At 71.9% G+C, this 17768-nt stretch carries 15 protein-coding genes; 7 read left to right on the forward strand and 8 right to left on the reverse strand.

Annotation, left to right across the window (positions count from 1 at the left end; genetic code table 11):
• Nucleotides 1-70 precede the first annotated feature (70 nt).
• On the reverse strand, nucleotides 71-499 hold the full coding sequence (locus AB0K18_RS48235; protein ID WP_364929259.1) for a DoxX family protein: 429 nt from the start codon (nucleotides 497-499) through the stop codon (nucleotides 71-73).
• A gap of 165 nt (nucleotides 500-664) precedes the next feature.
• On the opposite strand from AB0K18_RS48235, the gene AB0K18_RS48240 reads away from it, so the two are divergent.
• Nucleotides 665-2797: an anthranilate synthase family protein gene (locus AB0K18_RS48240; protein WP_364929262.1), complete on the forward strand. Its 2133-nt coding sequence runs from the start codon at nucleotides 665-667 to the stop codon at nucleotides 2795-2797.
• 22 nt (nucleotides 2798-2819) lie between these two features.
• Here the strand turns inward: AB0K18_RS48240 and AB0K18_RS48245 are convergent, their stop codons facing one another.
• The 4 genes from AB0K18_RS48245 to AB0K18_RS48260 all read right to left on the reverse strand — a co-directional run bounded on the left by AB0K18_RS48245 (nucleotide 2820) and on the right by AB0K18_RS48260 (nucleotide 9016).
• Entirely contained in the window at nucleotides 2820-3452 is a 633-nt protein-coding gene (locus tag AB0K18_RS48245) for an rRNA adenine N-6-methyltransferase family protein (RefSeq protein WP_364929265.1), read from the reverse strand.
• 198 nt (nucleotides 3453-3650) lie between these two features.
• The gene (locus tag AB0K18_RS48250; protein ID WP_364929268.1) at nucleotides 3651-3851 is read right to left on the reverse strand and encodes a ferredoxin; all 201 of its coding nucleotides are present in this window, start codon (nucleotides 3849-3851) and stop codon (nucleotides 3651-3653) included.
• Nucleotides 3848-5260, reverse strand: a complete 1413-nt coding sequence (locus AB0K18_RS48255) for an MFS transporter (RefSeq protein ID WP_364929271.1) — start codon at nucleotides 5258-5260, stop codon at nucleotides 3848-3850. Before AB0K18_RS48255 ends, AB0K18_RS48250 begins: the two co-directional genes overlap by 4 nt.
• Before the next feature lie 231 nt (nucleotides 5261-5491).
• Nucleotides 5492-9016: a WD40 repeat domain-containing serine/threonine protein kinase gene (locus AB0K18_RS48260; protein ID WP_364929274.1), complete on the reverse strand. Its 3525-nt coding sequence runs from the start codon at nucleotides 9014-9016 to the stop codon at nucleotides 5492-5494.
• A 98-nt stretch (nucleotides 9017-9114) separates the two neighbouring features.
• Here AB0K18_RS48260 and AB0K18_RS48265 point away from each other — a divergent pair, with 98 nt between their 5' ends.
• Genes AB0K18_RS48265 through AB0K18_RS48275 form a run of 3 tightly spaced genes read left to right on the forward strand, consistent with a single transcriptional unit; the run spans nucleotide 9115 to nucleotide 12170 of the window.
• Nucleotides 9115-9444, forward strand: a complete 330-nt coding sequence (locus tag AB0K18_RS48265) for a YciI family protein (RefSeq protein ID WP_364929277.1) — start codon at nucleotides 9115-9117, stop codon at nucleotides 9442-9444.
• Nucleotides 9441-10724 (forward strand): sigma-70 family RNA polymerase sigma factor, encoded by a 1284-nt coding sequence (locus AB0K18_RS48270; RefSeq protein WP_364929280.1) that lies wholly within the window; start codon nucleotides 9441-9443, stop codon nucleotides 10722-10724. Before AB0K18_RS48265 ends, AB0K18_RS48270 begins: the two co-directional genes overlap by 4 nt.
• A 60-nt stretch (nucleotides 10725-10784) precedes the next feature.
• The gene (locus AB0K18_RS48275; RefSeq protein WP_364929282.1) at nucleotides 10785-12170 is read left to right on the forward strand and encodes a sulfatase-like hydrolase/transferase; all 1386 of its coding nucleotides are present in this window, start codon (nucleotides 10785-10787) and stop codon (nucleotides 12168-12170) included.
• A 2-nt stretch (nucleotides 12171-12172) separates the two neighbouring features.
• Here AB0K18_RS48275 and AB0K18_RS48280 read toward each other — a convergent pair whose 3' ends face one another.
• From AB0K18_RS48280 to AB0K18_RS48290, 3 genes are read right to left on the reverse strand one after another with little or no spacing between them, the layout of a single operon-like run.
• Nucleotides 12173-13222 carry a protein kinase family protein gene (locus AB0K18_RS48280; RefSeq protein ID WP_364929284.1) on the reverse strand — a complete coding sequence of 350 codons (1050 nt, stop codon included), beginning with the start codon at nucleotides 13220-13222 and terminating at the stop codon, nucleotides 12173-12175.
• Nucleotides 13223-13235: 13 nt separating this feature from the next.
• A complete protein-coding gene (locus tag AB0K18_RS48285) occupies nucleotides 13236-13865 on the reverse strand; it encodes a response regulator transcription factor (RefSeq protein ID WP_364929287.1) in 630 nt (209 codons plus the stop codon).
• Nucleotides 13858-15066, reverse strand: a complete 1209-nt coding sequence (locus AB0K18_RS48290) for a sensor histidine kinase (RefSeq protein WP_364929290.1) — start codon at nucleotides 15064-15066, stop codon at nucleotides 13858-13860. The genes AB0K18_RS48285 and AB0K18_RS48290 overlap by 8 nt, the downstream gene beginning before the upstream one ends.
• Before the next feature lie 148 nt (nucleotides 15067-15214).
• On the opposite strand from AB0K18_RS48290, the gene AB0K18_RS48295 reads away from it, so the two are divergent.
• From AB0K18_RS48295 to AB0K18_RS48305, 3 genes are read left to right on the forward strand one after another with little or no spacing between them, the layout of a single operon-like run.
• Entirely contained in the window at nucleotides 15215-15736 is a 522-nt protein-coding gene (locus tag AB0K18_RS48295) for a hypothetical protein (RefSeq protein ID WP_364929294.1), read from the forward strand.
• A gap of 9 nt (nucleotides 15737-15745) precedes the next feature.
• Nucleotides 15746-16234, forward strand: a complete 489-nt coding sequence (locus AB0K18_RS48300; protein WP_364929297.1) for a PH domain-containing protein — start codon at nucleotides 15746-15748, stop codon at nucleotides 16232-16234.
• Complete coding sequence (locus AB0K18_RS48305; RefSeq protein WP_364929301.1) at nucleotides 16231-17697, forward strand: PH domain-containing protein; 1467 nt, start codon at nucleotides 16231-16233, stop codon at nucleotides 17695-17697. Before AB0K18_RS48300 ends, AB0K18_RS48305 begins: the two co-directional genes overlap by 4 nt.
• Nucleotides 17698-17768: the final 71 nt, after the last annotated feature.

Genomic DNA, 17768 nt, shown 5'->3' on the forward strand with positions numbered 1-17768 from the left:
GGCCCGCGGGCCCGGGGCGTCCTGCCCGGCCCCCCCCCCCCCCCCCCCCCGGCCCGAGTGCGTCGGTCCTTCAACGGACGTCCACCTGTCCGCGTCCGAACCTTGCGAACAGCGCCTTGGTGGTGAACCAGCGATCACGGGCGACCACGGCGACGGCCACCAGCCAGAACAGCGGCACCCATGGCGGATCGTCGATGACGACCACGTTGGTGAAGGTGGCCGAGATGAGCAGCGCCGCAAGGCCGAAGGCCGCGAGCCCGGACAACGCGGGGATCAGCACCCCGATCCCACCTGCCAGCTCGAGAAACCCGACCAGGTAGCGGAACCATTGGCCGGCGCCGATGCGGTCGAACAGGTTCACCATCACCGGTATGCCGAAGAGCTTGGTCACCCCGCCGATGATGAAGTCGAGGCCCACCACGATGCGCACGACCAGCAGCACCCTGGTGGCCAGGCGCCCGCGTGAGGCGGGCCGGCTGACGGCTTCGTTGCCAGTCACATTATCCACCCCATTTCCGTCGCTGTCTTGCCGGGTTTCCGAGCCAGCGCTTTCATCTGCCTATCACCGCCCGATATCGAACTAGGCTCTGCCCGACAATAATCGCAACGTGCCATGTTTCCCACTACTCGCCCGAGTAGGACTACCCGATCGGGTGCCCACAGCATGAGCGGTGACCGATCATCGCGGCGGGAAAGTGGTCTCCGATGGCGAGTTCACGCCAGTGTTGGCCCGCATACGGCAGCGTCCGAGTTCGCGCACTCGAGTAGTTGTCCGGCCCCGTTCCAGCGCCGCAGGATCGATATAGAAATACCACCCCATGTGGAAGGGCCCGATATGTTCGCAGAGAACTCGGGCATGGTCGCCGCCACGCATGATTTGGCCGGTCTCGGCGCGGACGGACGCGCCTTCGCGCTGCTGTACCGGCCGCACTCGACCGAACGCGCACCCGTCGAGGTGCTCACCGGCGAGGTCTCCTGTGTGGACCGTCTGGCCGACCTGCCCCTGCCCGACCTGCCTGATGCCGGCACCGGACAGGCGGGGGCCGGGCACGGCCTCCTCGCGGCCGTCCCGTACCGGCAGATCGTCGAGCGCGGGTTCGCCTGCCGCGACGATGAGGCCCCGCTGCTGGCCATGCGCGTGCGGTCGCGGGCCGAGCTCAGCCTGGAGCTGGCCCTCGAGCGGCTGCCGGACGAGGACGTGCGCGTGTCCGGCGCCGCATTCGACATCGGCGATCAGGAGTACGCGCAAAGCGTGCGGCGGGTGCTCGACGACGAGATCGGCCAGGGCGCCGGCTCCAACTTCGTCATCCGGCGCTCTTTCGTGGCCCGGTTGCACGACTATTCGGTGCGGACCGAGCTCGCTATTTTCCGCCGGCTGCTCACCGGGGAGCTCGGCGCCTACTGGACTTTTCTGTTCCACACCGGTCACGGCACTTTCATCGGCGCCTCCCCGGAAAGGCACGTGAGCCTTTCCGGCGGGACGGTGGTGATGAATCCGATCAGCGGCACCTACCGGCATCCGACCGGCGGCCCGGAAACCGCAGGGCTCCTGGAGTTCTTGACCGACCAGAAAGAGGCGAACGAACTCTACATGGTCGTCGACGAAGAGCTGAAGATGATGGCCCGGATGTGTTCCTCGGGCGGTCGCGTGCACGGCCCTTATCTCAAGGAGATGGCGCGCCTGACGCACACGGAATATGTGCTGAGCGGTCGCAGCGAGCTCGACGTGCGCGACGTGCTCGCACAGACCCTGCTCGCTCCGACCGTCACCGGCAGCCCGCTGGAGAACGCCTTCCGTGTCATCGCCCGCCACGAGGCGACGGGCCGCCGGTACTACGGCGGCGTGCTCGCCTTGATCGGCCACGACGCCACCGGCAGCCGCACCCTGGACTCGGCCATCATGATCCGGACCGGCGAGTTCAGTGGTGACGGCGGTCTGCGCCTGGGCGTCGGCGCGACACTCGTCCGCGACTCCGATCCCGGCTCCGAGGTGGCCGAGACCCGAGCCAAGGCGGCGGGCATGCTCAAAGCGCTCGGTCTCGCCCAGGAGACCTCCGGCGGGCGCGGGAGGGCGGGCACGCCGGACGGGCACGCGTCGCCGTCCGCCGATCCGCGGGTGCTCCAGGCGTTGCAGGCCCGCAACAGCACCTTGTCCCGCTTCTGGCTGGAGGGTGCGTCCTCAGTGACGCCCGATCCGGGGCTGCGCGGGCGCCGCGTGCTGGTCGTCGACGGCGAGGACGCCTTCACGGCGATGCTCGGCCACCAGCTGCGGGCTCTCGGTCTGCAGACCACGATCGCGCGCTTCGACGACGCCCTGGTCCCGGAGGCCTTCGAGCTGGTCGTCATCGGCCCTGGCCCAGGGGATCCCCGCGATGCCGCCGATCCGCGGATCGGCACGCTCGGTACGCTGACGAGGAAGTTGCTCGCCGGCACCGTCCCGTTCCTGTCCATCTGCCTGGGGCATCAGGTGCTCGCCGCCGAACTCGGCTTCACGGTCGTCCGGCGTGCGGTGCCGAACCAGGGGGTGCAGCGGCTGATCGACCTGTTCGGACGGCGTGCGCGGGTGGGGTTCTACAACACCTTCAGCGCCCTGTCGGAGGGGGAGTCCGTCTCCTGTACGGGGGTGCCCGGGCTCGTACGCGTCAGCCGCGACCGCGAGACCGGCGAGGTGCACGCGCTGCGCGGGCCGCACTTCCGGTCGGTGCAGTTCCATCCGGAATCGGTGCTCACCCAGCACGGGCCGCAGATCCTGGGCGAGATGCTGACCTCGCTGCTCCCTGTCGCCGTCGCACGCTGACCGCGCGGCACCGCTCGCCGCGTCAGGACTTGGAGACGTTCGCGTCCGCGATGCCGGGGCGCGGCGGGGTCCTGACGTGGCGGGCGGTGTAGACGAAGGCGGGAGGCAGGTTGGCCCAGACGACCTTGCCCACGGCCACCTCTTTGAACACGGTCTTCAGCAGGCGGCCGAATCGTCTGGCCGGCGGCGACCAGGCGGCATGGACGTACGCGTACGCCACGAACATCCCGTCCGGCGCGAGGCTGTCCTGGACGGCGCCCATCAACCGATGCTGCAGGCTCTGGGAGAACAGCGCGTGCGGAAGACCGCTGATGACGGCGTCCGCGCAGGTCACCCCTCGGTCGTCGAGGAGCTTGCGCACGTGCACCGCGTCGCTGACGGCCACGTCCACCGAGGGGAACCGGGCACGCAGCAGGGCGGCGAACCTGTCGTTGAGCTCCACGGCCAGGTGGTGGCCACGCCCGCCGAGCCGGCGCTGGATGGCCGTGGTGAACGCCCCGGTGCCCGGCCCCAGCTCCACCACGACCGGCTCACCCTCCGCGGGCAATGCTGCGGCCATCTGCCGGGCGACTTTCGGCGAGCTCGGAATGATCGAGGCGGTACGGAGCGGATTCCGCAGGAATTCGCGGATGAAGAACCAGTGCTCGTCATTCATCTCGGACCGTCCCCTGCCTCGCGAACGAATACCTTTGATTTGAGAAGAGCTTAACCAGCGTATGACGGCCCGGCCACTACTCGAATGGAGCGGCGGACACTACCCGAATGAGCAGGCACAATCGGCGGTCTAAACCTTTTTTCACAAAAATGAACCCGTGGCCTCGGCACGAGCTGAGGCCACGGGTTTTCGATGCGGTCAGGAGGTCTCATTCACCTCGATGGCGCTTCTCGGGCAGGCGTCGGCCGCGTCACGCACCGCCTCGTGGAAATACGCATCGGGTTCCGGGTTCAGCAGGACGACGATGCGGTCCTCCTCGCGCTGCGCGAAAATCTCCGGCACCGATTGGGCGCACAGCCCGGCGCCGCAGCATTTCTCCTGGTCCACGGTGATTCTCATACCGGCTTCCTCTCAGCTGGTCGGACATCCGAGGGCTGCTTGCCCGGCAGGCGCATGCGCAGGAGCGCGACGACCGACAGCGCGCTGAGCACGGTCGCCACCGTGACGGCTGCGCGCATCCCGGAGTGCTGGTAAGAGGAGGCCGCCCACACCAGCGTGGCCAGGGCCGGCCCCAGCGCGAACCCCATGGTGCGGGCGAGACTGGTCGACGAGCCCGTGGTCGCCAGCAGCGGCGGCGGTGCGTGCGTCATCGCCATCGCCATGTTGGGCGCGTTGAACAGGCCGTTCCCGCAACCGGCCAGGAACAGCCGCCATGCCATGTCGCCGAGCGTCCACGAGCCGTCCATCGGGAGGAGCAGCGCCAGACCGAGGGTGAAGATCGCCGCGCCGAGGAGAGCGGTCCTCTTGGCACCCCACAGGTCGCCCAGGAAGCCGCCGACCGGTCCCATCAGCGCCATGCCGGCGGGGAAGAGCAGGATCGTGACGCCGGCGGCGGACAGCGACTCTCCGAGCTCCCGCTGCATGAAGTAGGGCGTGATGAAGAAGACCGTGCCGATGGCCGTCGCGGCCGAGGTGAGGGCGATGTGCGGCCCCGCTTCACCGGGTGTGCGGAAGAGGTCGCGGATGCCGTTGCTCGACGGCATCCGCCCCCAGGCGATGAGCAATGGCACGGTGATGAGCACCAGCAGCATCCAGGCCGGGCCACCACTCGCCGTGAAGGACAGGGCGAGCAGGAGCGCGGCGACGGCGGCGCTCAGCAGCAGGGCCTCGGCGAACCAGCGGCGGTCGGGCGCATGCAACGGGGCTCCGGCCGGCAGTGTCCGCAGCCCGACGGCCATGACCAGCACGCTGACCGGGACGTTGACGAAGAAGATCCACGGCCAGCCCATGGTGTCGACGATCAGGCCGCCCAGTCCTGGCCCGCTGATCAGCCCGAGCGGACCGAGAGTCGTGATGACGCCCATCGCCCGGCCCCGCGCCTGCGGCCGGACAGCCGTCGTGGCGAGCGCGGGGACCAGCGAGAAGAGCAGCGCGCCGAAGGTGCCCTGGACGAGCCGCGCGCCGACGAGCCATGCGAGGCTGGGCGCGAGTCCGGCGGCGACGCTGGCGAGCGCGAACCCGGTGAGCGAGAACACCAGGGCCGGGCGCCGCCCGACGGTGTCCAGCCAGCGTCCGCTCGGCAGCGCCAGCCCGGCCAGCGGCAGCAGGTAGGCGAGCACCACCCACTCGGTCAGGCTCGTGCTGATGCCCAGGTCATGCTCGATGGCGGGCAACGCGACGTTGACGATGCTCATGTCGATGGACGCCATGAACACCGCCAAGCCGGCGGCGACCACCAGTGACCATCGATTGCGTTCCCCGCCGGGCGGCGCTCCGGGGCCTGCGCGATGGTCAGGTCCGTCGGCCATGGCAAGACCTCCCTGGTCTCAATGTGCCTGAGTCCGGATCTTCTCTGTGACGAACGTGGTCGTGCCGCCGCGGTCACTGTGCGCCGGCACGCGTGAGACAGCCCTGCGCTCGCCACGGCAAGGGTCTGCGAGCCGGTGCAAGCACACACCAGGAGCGTATATCAATGAAATTAGATCAATCAAGCTGGTTTGTTTGGATGGGCCGCCCCGGCCCTGCCGGGCACGGCGACGTCAGATGGCGCCGCAGACGTCCCGGTACGGCACGTCCTTGAGGTAGCGCCGCCATTCCTGGCGGTTCAGGGTGCGGCCCGCACGGTCGCACACCTCCCGGGCCACGCCCTCCGGTCCGATCGGGATGCGGGTGATCGTGGACGAGTGGTTGCCCGAGACGTACAGGGTCTGGTCGTCCTTCGTGAAGGCGAGCTGGTCGAGGATGCCGATCGGGAAGGAGGCGAGGCGTACGCGGGTGGCGACGTCCCAGAGCTGGACGGTGTAGACGTCGTTGAAGGTCTCGCCGATGGATCTCCCGATCAGGGCCAGCAGGGAGCCGTCGTGGCTGAAGCGCATCGCCTCCACCTGGGCGTCGCCGGCCACGCGGAGTGCGGGGGGCAGCTCTGAGCCCTTCGTGAGGTCCCAGAGCTCGACCGTACGGGAGCCGAGGGCGAGCAGCGGGGCGGCGGGGCTGACGGCGACGACCTGGCCTGAGCGGTTGAAGCCGGGGCCCGCGGGCTTGCCGGTGGTGAGGTCGTAGATCGTGCCCGCGGCCGTCACCACCGCCGTGCCGTCGGGGGTGGGGACGATCGTGCCCGTGGCGGTGGCGAGGCGGTGGCGGGCCAGCGGGCGGCCGGTGTCGGCGGCGAGGACGACCAGCTCGTTGCGGGCGTCGCGCTGGCTCTGCTCCGTGAGCGACAGCACCAGCCGGGTGCCGTCGGGGGTGAAGGTCTTGGACAGGACGCCCTGCGTCCCGGGCAGCACGTGGCGCCAGAGGCGGCGGCCGGTGGTGAGGTCCCAGAGGGCGACCGAGGAGTCAGTGCCGTCGGCGGCCAGCCTTCTTCCCGCCGGGTCGAACAACGCACCCGACGCGCCCTCGCTGCCGGACAGCGGCGGGCCGAGGCGGCGGGTGTCCCAGACGCGGAGCGCTCCCCCGTCATCGGCCGTGGCGGCCAGGCGGCCGTCCTGGGCGAAGGCGGTGACCTGGTGGCCGCCGGGGAGCCGGACCGAGGAGAGGCGGGAGCCGAGGTCGGCGGTGATGGTCGAGCTGTCGAGCAGGTAGCGGACGGTCCGGCCGTCGCGTTCCGGCCAGGCGTCCTCGGGCTCGCCCTCGGCGTGGTGGACGGCCAGCTCGTCGCCGGTGGCGGCGTCCCAGAGGTGCAGGGTACGTCCCTCGACGCCGAGCAGGCGGCGGCCGTCGGCGCTGAGGCGCAGGCGGGCTCCCGGCAGGTCCCTGGCGGCCGACGCCTGCCAGAACGGCCGGTCCTCATCGGGCACCTTGGTCCCGGACGCGAGGTCCCACGCCTCGACGTCGCCGTTCGCGCAGAGCAGCCGCCTGCTGTCGGGCGTGAACGTCACCACCGACCCGCACCGCTTCGGCAGGCGGGTGTCCACGGTGAGGCCGGGCAGGCGGATCACCTTCAGCCCGCCCTGGTTCATCTCCACCCCGGCGATGTAGGCGCCGGACGGCGCGATCGCCGGGGCGTGGTCGGCCTGCAGCCGCGGCCTGGAGGAGGCGCCGGTCCTGGTGTCCCACAGGGACTCCAGGGTGTTCTCGCGCATGATGGCGACCAGGCTCTCGTGCCCGTCGAAGGCGACGTGCACGCCGGGGCTGCCCTCGCCGACGCGGTGCTCGCGCAGCTTCCTGCCCGTCGCGGTGTCCCAGGCGGAGGCGGTCTGCCGGCTGACGACGACCAGCGTCCGCCCGCTCGGGCTGAGCGCCGCCGCGGCCGGCAGCGCGTCCATGCCGCCGGGCCAGCGCCAGAACGCGGTCTGCCGCTCGGTGGGGACGTCGTAGACGCGTACGCCGTCCTCCCCTGCGATGGCCCGGATCCGGCCGCTCGCCGACGACGCCGTGGCCGAGACGCCCTTCGCGCCGGGGTCGCGGAAGACGGCGCTCTCCGGCATGGTCAGCGAGGACGTCAGGCCGCGCCGCGTGTCGGCGCCGGGGGCGAGCCGCCAGCCGGCCACGCTGAGCAGCATCGCCGTGGCGGGGTCGGTCGTGCGCAGCCGGTCGGCCTCCGCCGCGACCTGCCGTCCGACGGCCTGGTCGCGCTGCGTGGCCACCACGCGGCTCTGCTCGGCCACCTGCCTGCCCTGCAGCACGGCGAGGCCGCCCGCCGCGAGCGCCACCACGAGCAGCCCGGCCAGCGCCGCCGTGGTCAGCCGCCTGCGGCGCACGCGCCGCCTGGCCAGGCCGGTGCCGGCGGCCAGGAAATCGCGTTCGCGCGGGGTGAGGGTGATGTGCCGGCGTCCGGTGGCGGCCCAGGTCAGCGCCTGGTCCAGGCGGGTGCCCTGGAGCAGGTCGCCGTCCTTGCGGCCGTTGTCGTCCCAATGGCGGGCGGCGTCGCTGATGCGGGCCAGCACGGCGAGCCCGTCGCGGTCGCCGTCCACCCACAGGCGCAGGCGCGGCCAGGCGCGCAGCAGCGCGGGGCGCGACAGGCGTACGGCGTCGTCCTGCTGCGTCACCAGGTAGGAGAAGGCGTGCAGGATGTGCTCGATGGCCCTGACCTCGCGTTCCGAGCGGCCGGCGAGCAGGTCCTGCTTCAACGCCTGGCGTACGGTCTCGTGGCCGTCGTCCGTCACCGTCACCAGGCGGAGGAAGATCCCGGCGGCCAGCTCCCGCTCGTCGGGGGTGAGCGCGCCGAAGGCGTCCTCGGCGATCGTGCCGAGCGCCGGATCGGCCTGGTCCGGCACGTGCACGCCCCGCGCGGCGCGGCTGCCCGCGTTCAACAGCCCCTCGACATCCGCGTTTCCGCCGCTGACCAGAGCGAGCAGCAGGTCGCGGGCGGCGGGGCGGGCCGCCGGGTCCTTGTCCAGCGCGGCGGAGACCAGCGAGGCCAGCCGGGGCGGCAGCGCGCGCAGGTCGGGGTGGTGAGAGAGCACGCGGTGCATGACGCCGCCGAGGTTGTCGGCCCTGAACGGGTCCTCGCCCGTCGCGGCGAACACCGTGATCGCACCCCACGCGAACACGTCGGCCGCCGGGCCCGCGCGCTGCCCGGTGAAGATCTCGGGCGCCATGTACGTGGGCGTGCCCGCCACCTCGCCGGTCTTGGTGAGCGACATGTCCTGGGTACGCGCGATGCCGAAGTCGATCACGCGCGGGCCGTCGGCGCTGATCAGCACGTTGTCCGGCTTGAGGTCGCGGTGGATCACCCCGGCCTCGTGCACGGCGGTGAGCGCGGTGGCGACGGCGGTGGCGAGCCTGTGCAGGTCGTCGCCGGTGAACCTGCGGCCCCGCTCGACCACCCGGCGCAGGCTCGGGCCGGGGACGTACTCGCTGACGATGTACGGCCGCGCGCCCGACATGTCCGAGGCCAGCACCCGCGCCGTGCAGAACGACGCCACCCGCCGCGCCGCCGTCGCCTCCTTGGCGAACCTGTCGCGGCTCACCTGGCTGTCGACCGCGTGCAGGACCTTGAGCGCGACCCGCCGCCCGTCGCCGTCGTAGGCGTCGTAGACGACGCCTTGACCCCCCGAGCCGAGCCGCCCGGCGATCCAGTAGTCCCCGATGCGCTGCGGATCCCCGGCGCTGAGCGTTTCCACGGCGTGTTAGATGTCCGCCCGGCCGACATGGTTCCGACCTGTCCGGAACGGCGGATCCCGTTCGTCATTAGGGTGAACCACGATCCGAGGAGCATGTGATGAAGTACATGATGTTCGTCTGCGACGACCCCCAGCCCGACACCGACAGGGAGAACCTGCCGGACATCGAGGGCTGGGTGGCCGAGAACGACGCGCGCGGGCGGCGGCTGCAGGGGTCGGCGCTGGCGCCGGAGTCGGCGGCGACCACCGTCCGGGTGCGCAACGGTGAGCTGATCCTCACCGACGGGCCCTTCACCGAGACCAAGGAGATGATCGTGGGCTTCGACCTGCTCGAATGCGCCGATCTCGACGAGGCGATCGAGGTCGCCCGTACCCATCCGATGGCCAGGGAGGGCCGGCTGGAGCTGCGCCCGTTCATGGAACTGTGACGGCCCGACCTGTGACGACCCTGGAGAGCGTGGCGGCCGAGGCGTACCCGCGCATCGTCGCCACGCTCATCCGGGTCACCGGCGACTGGACGCTGGCCGAGGACTGCGCGCAGGAGGCGCTGGTCAGCGCTGTGCAACGGTGGCCTCGCGACGGCGTTCCCGGCAATCCGGGCGGGTGGCTGATGACGGTCGCGCGCAACCGCGCGACCGACACGCTGCGCCGCGCGTCGGTGGAGCGCCGCAAGCTGGAGGAGCTCGCCGCGCTCGCGGAGACCGCCGATCCCGTCATCGGAGAGGAGGACGTCGTGGACGATCGGCTGCGGTTGATCTTCACCTGCTGTCACCCGGCGCTGGCGCCGGAGGCGCGGGTGGCGCTGACGCTGCGAACGATCTGCGGAGTGCCGACCGCGGACCTCGCCCGGGCCTTCCTGGTCACCGAGTCGACCATGACCCGCCGCCTGACCAGGGCCAAGAGCAAGGTCTCGGCGGCGCGGATCCCGTACCGGGTACCACGCGGCCCCGCGCTCGGCGAGCGGCTGCCCGGGGTCCTGTCGGTGTTGTATCTGCTGTTCACACAGGGCTACAACGCCGACGGCGAACCCGCGTTCGCCGAGGAGGCGATCCGGCTGGCGCGGCTGCTGCGGCGGCTTATGCCGGGGCAGGACGAGGTGGCGGCGCTGCTGGCACTCTTCCTGCTGCAGCGCTCCCGGCACGCGGCCCGCCGCGACGCGGACGGTGATCTGCTGCCCCTCGACCGCCAGGACCGCTCCCTCTGGGACCGCGAGGCCATCGCGGAGGCCCTCGCCATACTGACCGCCCTGGAAGGAGCCGACCGGCCCGAGGACTCTCGGCGCCTCGATGCGCCCGACGGCCGGGACCGTGTCGCGGTCTGCGGTCCGTACGAGCTGCAGGCCCGGATCGCCGCCTGCCACGCCACCGCGCCTTCGGTGGCCGGCACGGACTGGGCGCGGATCGCGCGCTGCTACGACGAGCTGGCCCGCATCCGCTCCACCCCCGTCGTCGAGCTGAACCGCGCCGTCGCCCACGGCTACGCGCACGGCCCCCAGGCGGGCCTCGCGGTGCTGGCCGGCGCCCGTGCGGGCGGCGAGCTGGACGGCCACCCGCTGGCCCTCGCCACCGAGGCCGACCTCACCGGGAAACTCGGCGACCACGACCGCGCCGCGGACCTGTTCCGCCAGGCCGCCGCCGTCGCCCACACCGGCGCGGAACGCAGCGCCCTGCTCACCCGCGCGGCGGACAGCGCGGCGGAGGGGCGGTAACGGCGGGGAAACAGCGCCGGGGTCAGAGTCGGGACCGTCACCCGAAGAAAGGACTGTTCCATGCGTGGCCTCAGCAGGAGAGGGGTTCTGGCGGCGGGGGCGGCGGCGTTCGCGGCGCCCGTGGCGGTGCGGGAGCGGCCGTTCCGCGCCGCCCGGCTTCCCGAACGCCCCTCGCGCCCCAACATTCTGTTCATCTTCGCCGACGACCTGGGCTGGGCGGATCTCGGCTGCTACGGCGCGCCGGAGATCCGCACGCCGCACCTGGACGCGCTGGCGGGCCAAGGCGTGCGCTTCACCCACGGGTACGCCGCCTCGGCGGTCTGCTCGCCGACCCGGCTCGCGCTCTACACCGGCCGCCACCCCGGCCGTCTGGAGGCGGGCCTGCTGGAGCCGATCCCCGGCCCCGGCGCGGGCGCCGGCCTGCCCGTCGATCATCCGACGCTGGCCTCGCTGCTCAAGCAGGCCGGGTACGCCACCGCCATGTTCGGCAAGTGGCACTGCGGCTTCCTGCCGGACTACGGCCCGGTCAAGTCGGGCTGGGACACGTTCTTCGGCAACATGGGCGGCGCCGTCGACTACTTCTCCAAGATCAGCGGGAACGGCGAGACGGACCTGTACGAGGGCGAGGTGCCGGCGGAGTCGCTGGAGTACTACACCCGGACGGTGTCGGACCGGGCGGCGGCCTTCATCAGGGACCACAGCGAGGGCCCGTGGCTGCTCAACCTCAACTACACCGCCCCGCACTGGCCGTGGGAGGGCCCCGACGACCGGGCCGTCAGCGACGACCTCACCCGCCGCATCACCGAGGGCCAGGAGCAGGGGCAGATCCTGGCGCACAACGACGGCGGGTCGCTGGGCACGTACCGGACGATGGTCGAGGCGATGGACGCCGGCATCGGTCAGGTGCTGCGGGCGCTGGCCGACAGCGGCGGGCAGGACGACACCCTGGTCGTCTTCTCCAGCGACAACGGCGGCGAGCGCTGGTCGTACCTGTGGCCGCTGACCGGCTCGAAGGGGCAGCTCAACGAGGGCGGCATCCGCGTGCCGGCCATCGTCCGCTGGCCCGCCGCGATCGGCGGCGGCCAGGTGAGCGACGTCCCGGTCATCACACAGGACTGGACGGCGACGCTCCTGGACGCCGCCGGCGTCGCGCCGGACGCGCGCTACCCGCTCGACGGCCACAGCCTCATCCCCTACCTCCTGGACGGCGCACAGCCTCCGGAGCGTGACCTGTTCTGGCGTATGCGACGCGCGGGCGCGCTGCGCCGGGGGAAGTGGAAGTACCTGCGCCTCCAGGACCAGCAGACCCGGCACCTGCTGTACGACGTCACCGCCGACCCCCGCGAGCGGGCCAACCGCGCCGCCCACGAGCAGGACCTCGTCGCCCGGCTCAGCGCCGCCTGGAACGCGATCGACGCCGAGCTGGAGGACTATCCCACGGGCTGACGTCAGTCGACGGGCAGGGCGAGCCGGTCGGCGACCTGGCGGATCTGCTCCAGCGGGTACGGCGTCGTCCTGCGCCCGGTCTGCAGTTCGTAGTAGAAGTCGTTGAGGACGGTGACCAGCGGGCTGTCCCGTGCCACCAGCTCCCCGACGCCGCCGGGCACGCCGGTCACCGGCTCCCCCGACGCCCATCGCCGTATCCGTGCGCGCCCTTCCGGCCAGCCGCCGCCGTGGATGGTGCGGGTCAGCCAGTTCACCAGGTACGCCAGCGTGTAGGTGCGGTCGTACGTGCGGTGCCGCTCGTAGAAGGCCCGTTCCTCGGCCGACAGGTCGAACGCGGACGACACGGCCAGCCCGAAGTCGCTCAGGTAGAAGTCGCGACCGTCGGTGAGGAAATTCTCGAAGTGCGCGTCGAAGTGGAGGAGGCCGGCCGCGTTCATGAACGACACGGTCTCGCGCAGCCTCCGGTCCGCGAGGGCGGCGGCGCGGTCGGCGTCGCCGGCGCGTACCTGCTCCGCCATCCAGCGGTCCAGGTTCGAGGGGAAGTACTCCATGAAGAGCGTCAGCCGCGCCGGCGCCTCCGCCAGCTCCTCGAGGCGGCGGCGCACGCCCGGCGCGCCCTCCCAGAACGTGACCACGCGCTCGATGTCGGCCAGCTCCTCGTACAGCGGGAGCGGCTCGGGGTCGGGCAGCACCCGCCAGTGGTACAGCAGCGGGAAGCCGGGGAAGCGGCCGGTCAGCACCCACTCGGTGGTCATCGTGTGGGCGGCCAGCTCGCGCCAGGCGCCGAAGCCGGGCCCGCCGATGCCGTACTGGCAGAAGGGCGGCAGCCCGAACAGGTTGGCCGTGGAGTGCGGGTGGCGCAGATCCAGCTCGGTGAGGGGGACGCGTTTGACGAAGACGGAGGTGCCGCCGACCTCCAGCCGTGCGGACAGCCCGCCGATGCCGGTGCCGAGCGGCACCGCCTCGCGCTCCAGTAACGCGGCGAGCCGCCGGTCGTCGAAACGGGCCAGGACGGTCGAGACCTCGCGGTGGCGGGTCAAGCGGGATTCCATCACCATGATCACCCTAGAGCAGGCCGCGTTCCATCGCGGTCATGACCGCCGCCGTACGGTCGGAGACGCCGAGCTTCTTGAAGCACCGCAGCAGGTACGTCTTCACGGTCGCCTCGCTGATGAACAGCTCCCCGCCGATCTCGGCGTTGGTCAGCCCCTGCCCGACCAGCCGCAGCACCGCGCACTCGCGCTCCGACAGCACCGGCTGCACCGGTGTCCGCGCGCGGAAGAGCTTGCCCGCGAGCGACGGCGTGAGCACGGTCTCGCCCCGGGCGGCGCCCTGGACCGCGCCGATCAGTTCCTGCCGCGAGCTGCCCTTCAGCAGGTAGCCGGCCGCGCCCGCCTCGACCGCGCGGAGGATGTCGGTGTCGTCCTCGTACGTGGTGACGATGACGACCTTGCCGCCCGGCAGCGTGCGCAGGATCTCGCGGGTGGCGTCCACACCGTCCATGCCGCCCATGCGCAGGTCGAGCAGGATGACGTCGGGGCGCAGCACGCCCGCCTGGACGACCGCCTCCTCCCCCGACCCTGCCTCGCCGACGACGGTGATGCCGCCCGCGGACTCCAGCATCGCCATGAGGCCCTCGCGGACCACCGGATGGTCGTCGGCCAGCAGGACCTTGATCGGCTGTTCGTCAGGCACGTGCCGCCTCCAGGGGGATGGTGACCTCGACCGTGGTGCCCGCGCCCGGGCTGCTGTCGATCGTCACCGTTCCGTCGATCTCCGCGACGCGGGCGCGCATGCCGTTCAGTCCGTAGCCGCCGCCGGTGCCGCCCGGGTCGAAGCCGGCGCCGTCGTCGCGGACGAGCAGGCGTACGGCGTCCGGCTCGAACGTGACCGCCACGTCCACGCCGCGGGCCTGCCCGGCGTGCTTGCGGACGTTCGCGATGGCCTCCTGCGCCGCCCGCAGCAGGACGACGTTGACCGGCATCGGCAGCGGCCTCTCCTCGCCGTGCACGGAGGTGCGCACGTCGAGGCCGGTCTCGGTGACCAGGCCGTCGGCGTGGCGGCGGACGGCCTGCACCAGCGAACCGCCGCGCAGGGTGGGCGGCGTGCGGGCGGCGACGAAGTTCCGTGCCTCGGCGAGCGAGTCCTTGGCCACCTGCCCGGCGCGCGACAGGTGGCCGGCCGCCTGGTCCGGCTCGTCGCGCAGCTTGGTCTCGGCGGCCTGGATCAGGCTGATGATGCTGGTCAGGCCCTGGGCCAGGGTGTCGTGGATCTCCCTGGCCAGGCGTTCGCGCTCGGCCGCGATGCCGGCCTCGTGCGACAGTCCGGCCACGCGTTCCCTGCTGCGCCGCAGCTCCTCGATGAGCTGGGCGCGTTCCTTGCTCTGCCGGGTGACCCGCTTGATCCACACCCCCAGCAGGACCGACAGGGCGAGGCTCAGCGGCGGGAACGCCACCACGCCCCAGACGTCGCCGCCGCCGGACCAGACGATCACCAGCGGGACGAGGTTGACGACCACGAGCAGGCCGACGGCCCATGCCATCGGCAGGCTCATGATCAGCATGGGCGCCACGGCGAACAGCGCGAACGCGCCGATGAGGCCGAACGCCGTGGTGAGGCAGAACAGCAGCACCAGCCCGGCCGCGAACACCAGGTTCCGCGGCCCGTACGTCTTGTCGATCATCGGGCGGCGGCCGAGCCAGGCGTACCAGGGGACCATGAGCGTCAGTGCGCCGATCGCGAGCGTCTGGTCGGAGCCCGGATTGTCCGAGATGACCAGCAGCATCGACGTGACCAGGTAGGAGACGGCGAAGAAGGCGTCCCACAGACCGAACCAGCCGACCTTTGACTCGGTCTGCACGCTCCGCTGTTCGTTCGTCTCGTTTTGTGCGCGCATCACACCAGTCGTACCACGGGTCACCTCCGTGTCCGTCGATCGGTTGACAACCGGACCAGCCGTTCGGTCGTCTCGGCGCCGGCACCGGATTTCTAGCGTTGAAAGCGCGAAAAACGCAGAAATTCAGCGATTCGGAGAATCCACCCCCATGAGTCAGTTTCTCGCCGCCCTCATCGCGAGCGGAACCATCCTGATCATCATTCTGGCCACCGACCTGGGCCGACGCCGCGTCACCGTCATGCGGATGGCGCGCTCGGTGATCGCCGTGGCGGTCGTCATCGGCATATTCGTCCATTCCTTTCCGACACAGGGAAACGACCTGTCGCTGCAACTCGTGGGGATCGGCACGGGGCTGATCTGCGGCCTGGTCGCCGCCGCGCTGCTGCCCGCTTACCAGAGCGCGTCCGGCGAGCTCTACACCGTCGGCGGCCTCGGGTACGCGCTGGTGTGGGTCGTGCTGTCCGCCGGGCGGGTGGTGTTCGCGTACGGGGCCGAGCACTGGTTCGCCGAGGAGCTCGTCCGCTTCTCCATCGACTACCGGATCAGCGGGCCCGACACCTACGCCAACACGTTCGTGTTCATGTCGCTGGCCATGGTGCTGGCGCGCACCGGCGTCCTGCTGGCCAGGGCGCGCAGGCTCAACGCGGCCCCGCTGACCGTCGTCCGCTGAAGGAGAGTCATGAGCGACCTCAGGCTCCGGCCGCCGCGCAACCGCGTCGCCCGCCGGTCGATCGGCTGGTGGAGCGCGCAGGCCGCGGTGTTCGCCCTTCCGCTGCCGCTCACGTTCGGGATCCTGTGGGCGAGCATCCCGCCGACCCGCGAGCTGTTCCTGTGGTTCACGCTCGTCTCCCTCGTGCCTGGCCTCCTGTACGTGGCCGTGATGCCGTACTGGCGTTATCGGGTGCACCGGTGGGAGGTCACCGGCGAGGCCGTCTACTCCGCTTCCGGGTGGCTGTGGCAGCAGTGGCGGGTCGTGCCCCTGTCGCGGGTGCAGACCGTGGACACGCTGCGCGGGCCGTTGCAGCAGCTGTTCGGGCTGTCGGGGGTGAGCGTGACCACCGCCTCGTCGTCGGCCGTGCGGATCAAGGGGCTCGACCGCGAGGTGGGCGACGAACTGGTGGCGTACCTGACGAGCCGCACCCACGCCGTCCCCGGGGACGCCGCATGACCGCCACCACGCTCCGGCGCGGGCGGCTGAGCGGCCGGCTCATCGTCGTCAGCCTGGGCGCGCCGGCCGCGCCGCTCGCCGTGTTGCTGCTCGTGCGCGAGCCGAACCTCCAGGTGCTCATCACCCTCGGCTCGGTGTTGCTGACCTGCCTGGTCGTCGGCGGGTTCGCGCTGTCACGGCTGCTGACCACCCGCTACCACCTCACCGCCGAACGGCTCGAGCTCAGCTCCGGCCTGCTCTTCCGCAGCCGCCACTCGGTGCCGCCGCACCGGGTGCGCAGCGTCGACGTGACCGCGAGCCCGCCGCAGCGCCTGCTCGGCCTGGCCACGCTCAGGATCGACACCGGCGACCAGGGCCGCGGGCTCCGGCTGGACGGCCTGGCCGCGGCGGACGCCGCCGACCTGCGCCGCCTGATCCTGGGGTGGCGCGCGACGGGTCCCGTCACCGCGGACGACGGGCTGCTCTGCGAGCTGGACCGCTCCTGGCTCCGGTACGCGCCGCTCACCGTCTGGGGCGTCGGCGCCGTCCTCGCCGCGGCCGGCAGCGTCTACCGCACCCTGCACGAGATGAAGATCGACCCGCTCTCGCTGGGCGTCGTGCAAGACCTCGTGCGCCGCTTCGGCTCCGTCCCGCTCTGGTACGGCCTCCTGCTGGCCGCGCTCGCCCTCATCGCCCTCGGCGCGGCCTGCTCCACGCTCACCTTCATCGAGAACTGGAGCGGGTACGAGCTGCGGCGCGCGGAGGGCGGCGTCCTGCGGGTGCGCCGCGGGCTGCTGGCGACCCGGTCGGTGAGCATGGAGGAGGGCCGGCTGCGCGGGGTGGAGCTGGTGGAGCCGATCCCGCTGCGCTGGGCCGGCGGCGCGAAGCTGGACGCCGTCACCAGCGGCCTGGGCGACAGGGATGAGAACCGCCGGCGCCGCCCCCTCACCCCACCACTCCCCCGCACGGCGGCCCTCAGGGTCGCAGGCCAGGTGCTGGCGGGTGAAGGGCTGCTGGATCGGGTGGGGCTGGCGTCGCATCCTCGTGCGGCGTTGCGCAGGCGGGTCAACCGGGCGCTGATCGCGGCGGCTCTCGCCGCCGGGGTGCTCGCCGGGCTCGGGCCGTGGCTGGGCCAGGCGTTCGTCACCGCCGGCTGGGTCACCGGGCTGGTCCTGGCGGCGGTCCTGACGGCCTTCGCCTGGGACGCCTACCGCGCGCTCGGCCACGGGATGCGCGGCCGCCACCTGGTCATGGCGTACGGGACGTTCGCCCGGCGGACCGTCGTGCTCCGGCGGGACGGGATCATCGGCTGGACGATCACCCGCTCGCCGTTCCAGCGCCGCACCGGCCTGCTCACCCTGGGCGCCACCACCGCGGCGGGCGACGGCGTCTACAAGGTCAGGGACGTGTCCGTCGACCAGGGCCTGAAGCTGGCGGACGCCGCCGTGCCCGCCCTGCTGGCCCCGTTCGTCGAAGAACAGTGAGCCTCCCCCTTGGAGGGGAGCCACCCGGCTCCCCCGGGGGATGACCGGCAGGGACGGGGCCGGGAGCATCG

It is taken from the genome of Nonomuraea sp. NPDC049421, assembly GCF_040677005.1.
GTDB classification, from domain to species: domain Bacteria; phylum Actinomycetota; class Actinomycetes; order Streptosporangiales; family Streptosporangiaceae; genus Nonomuraea; species Nonomuraea salmonea.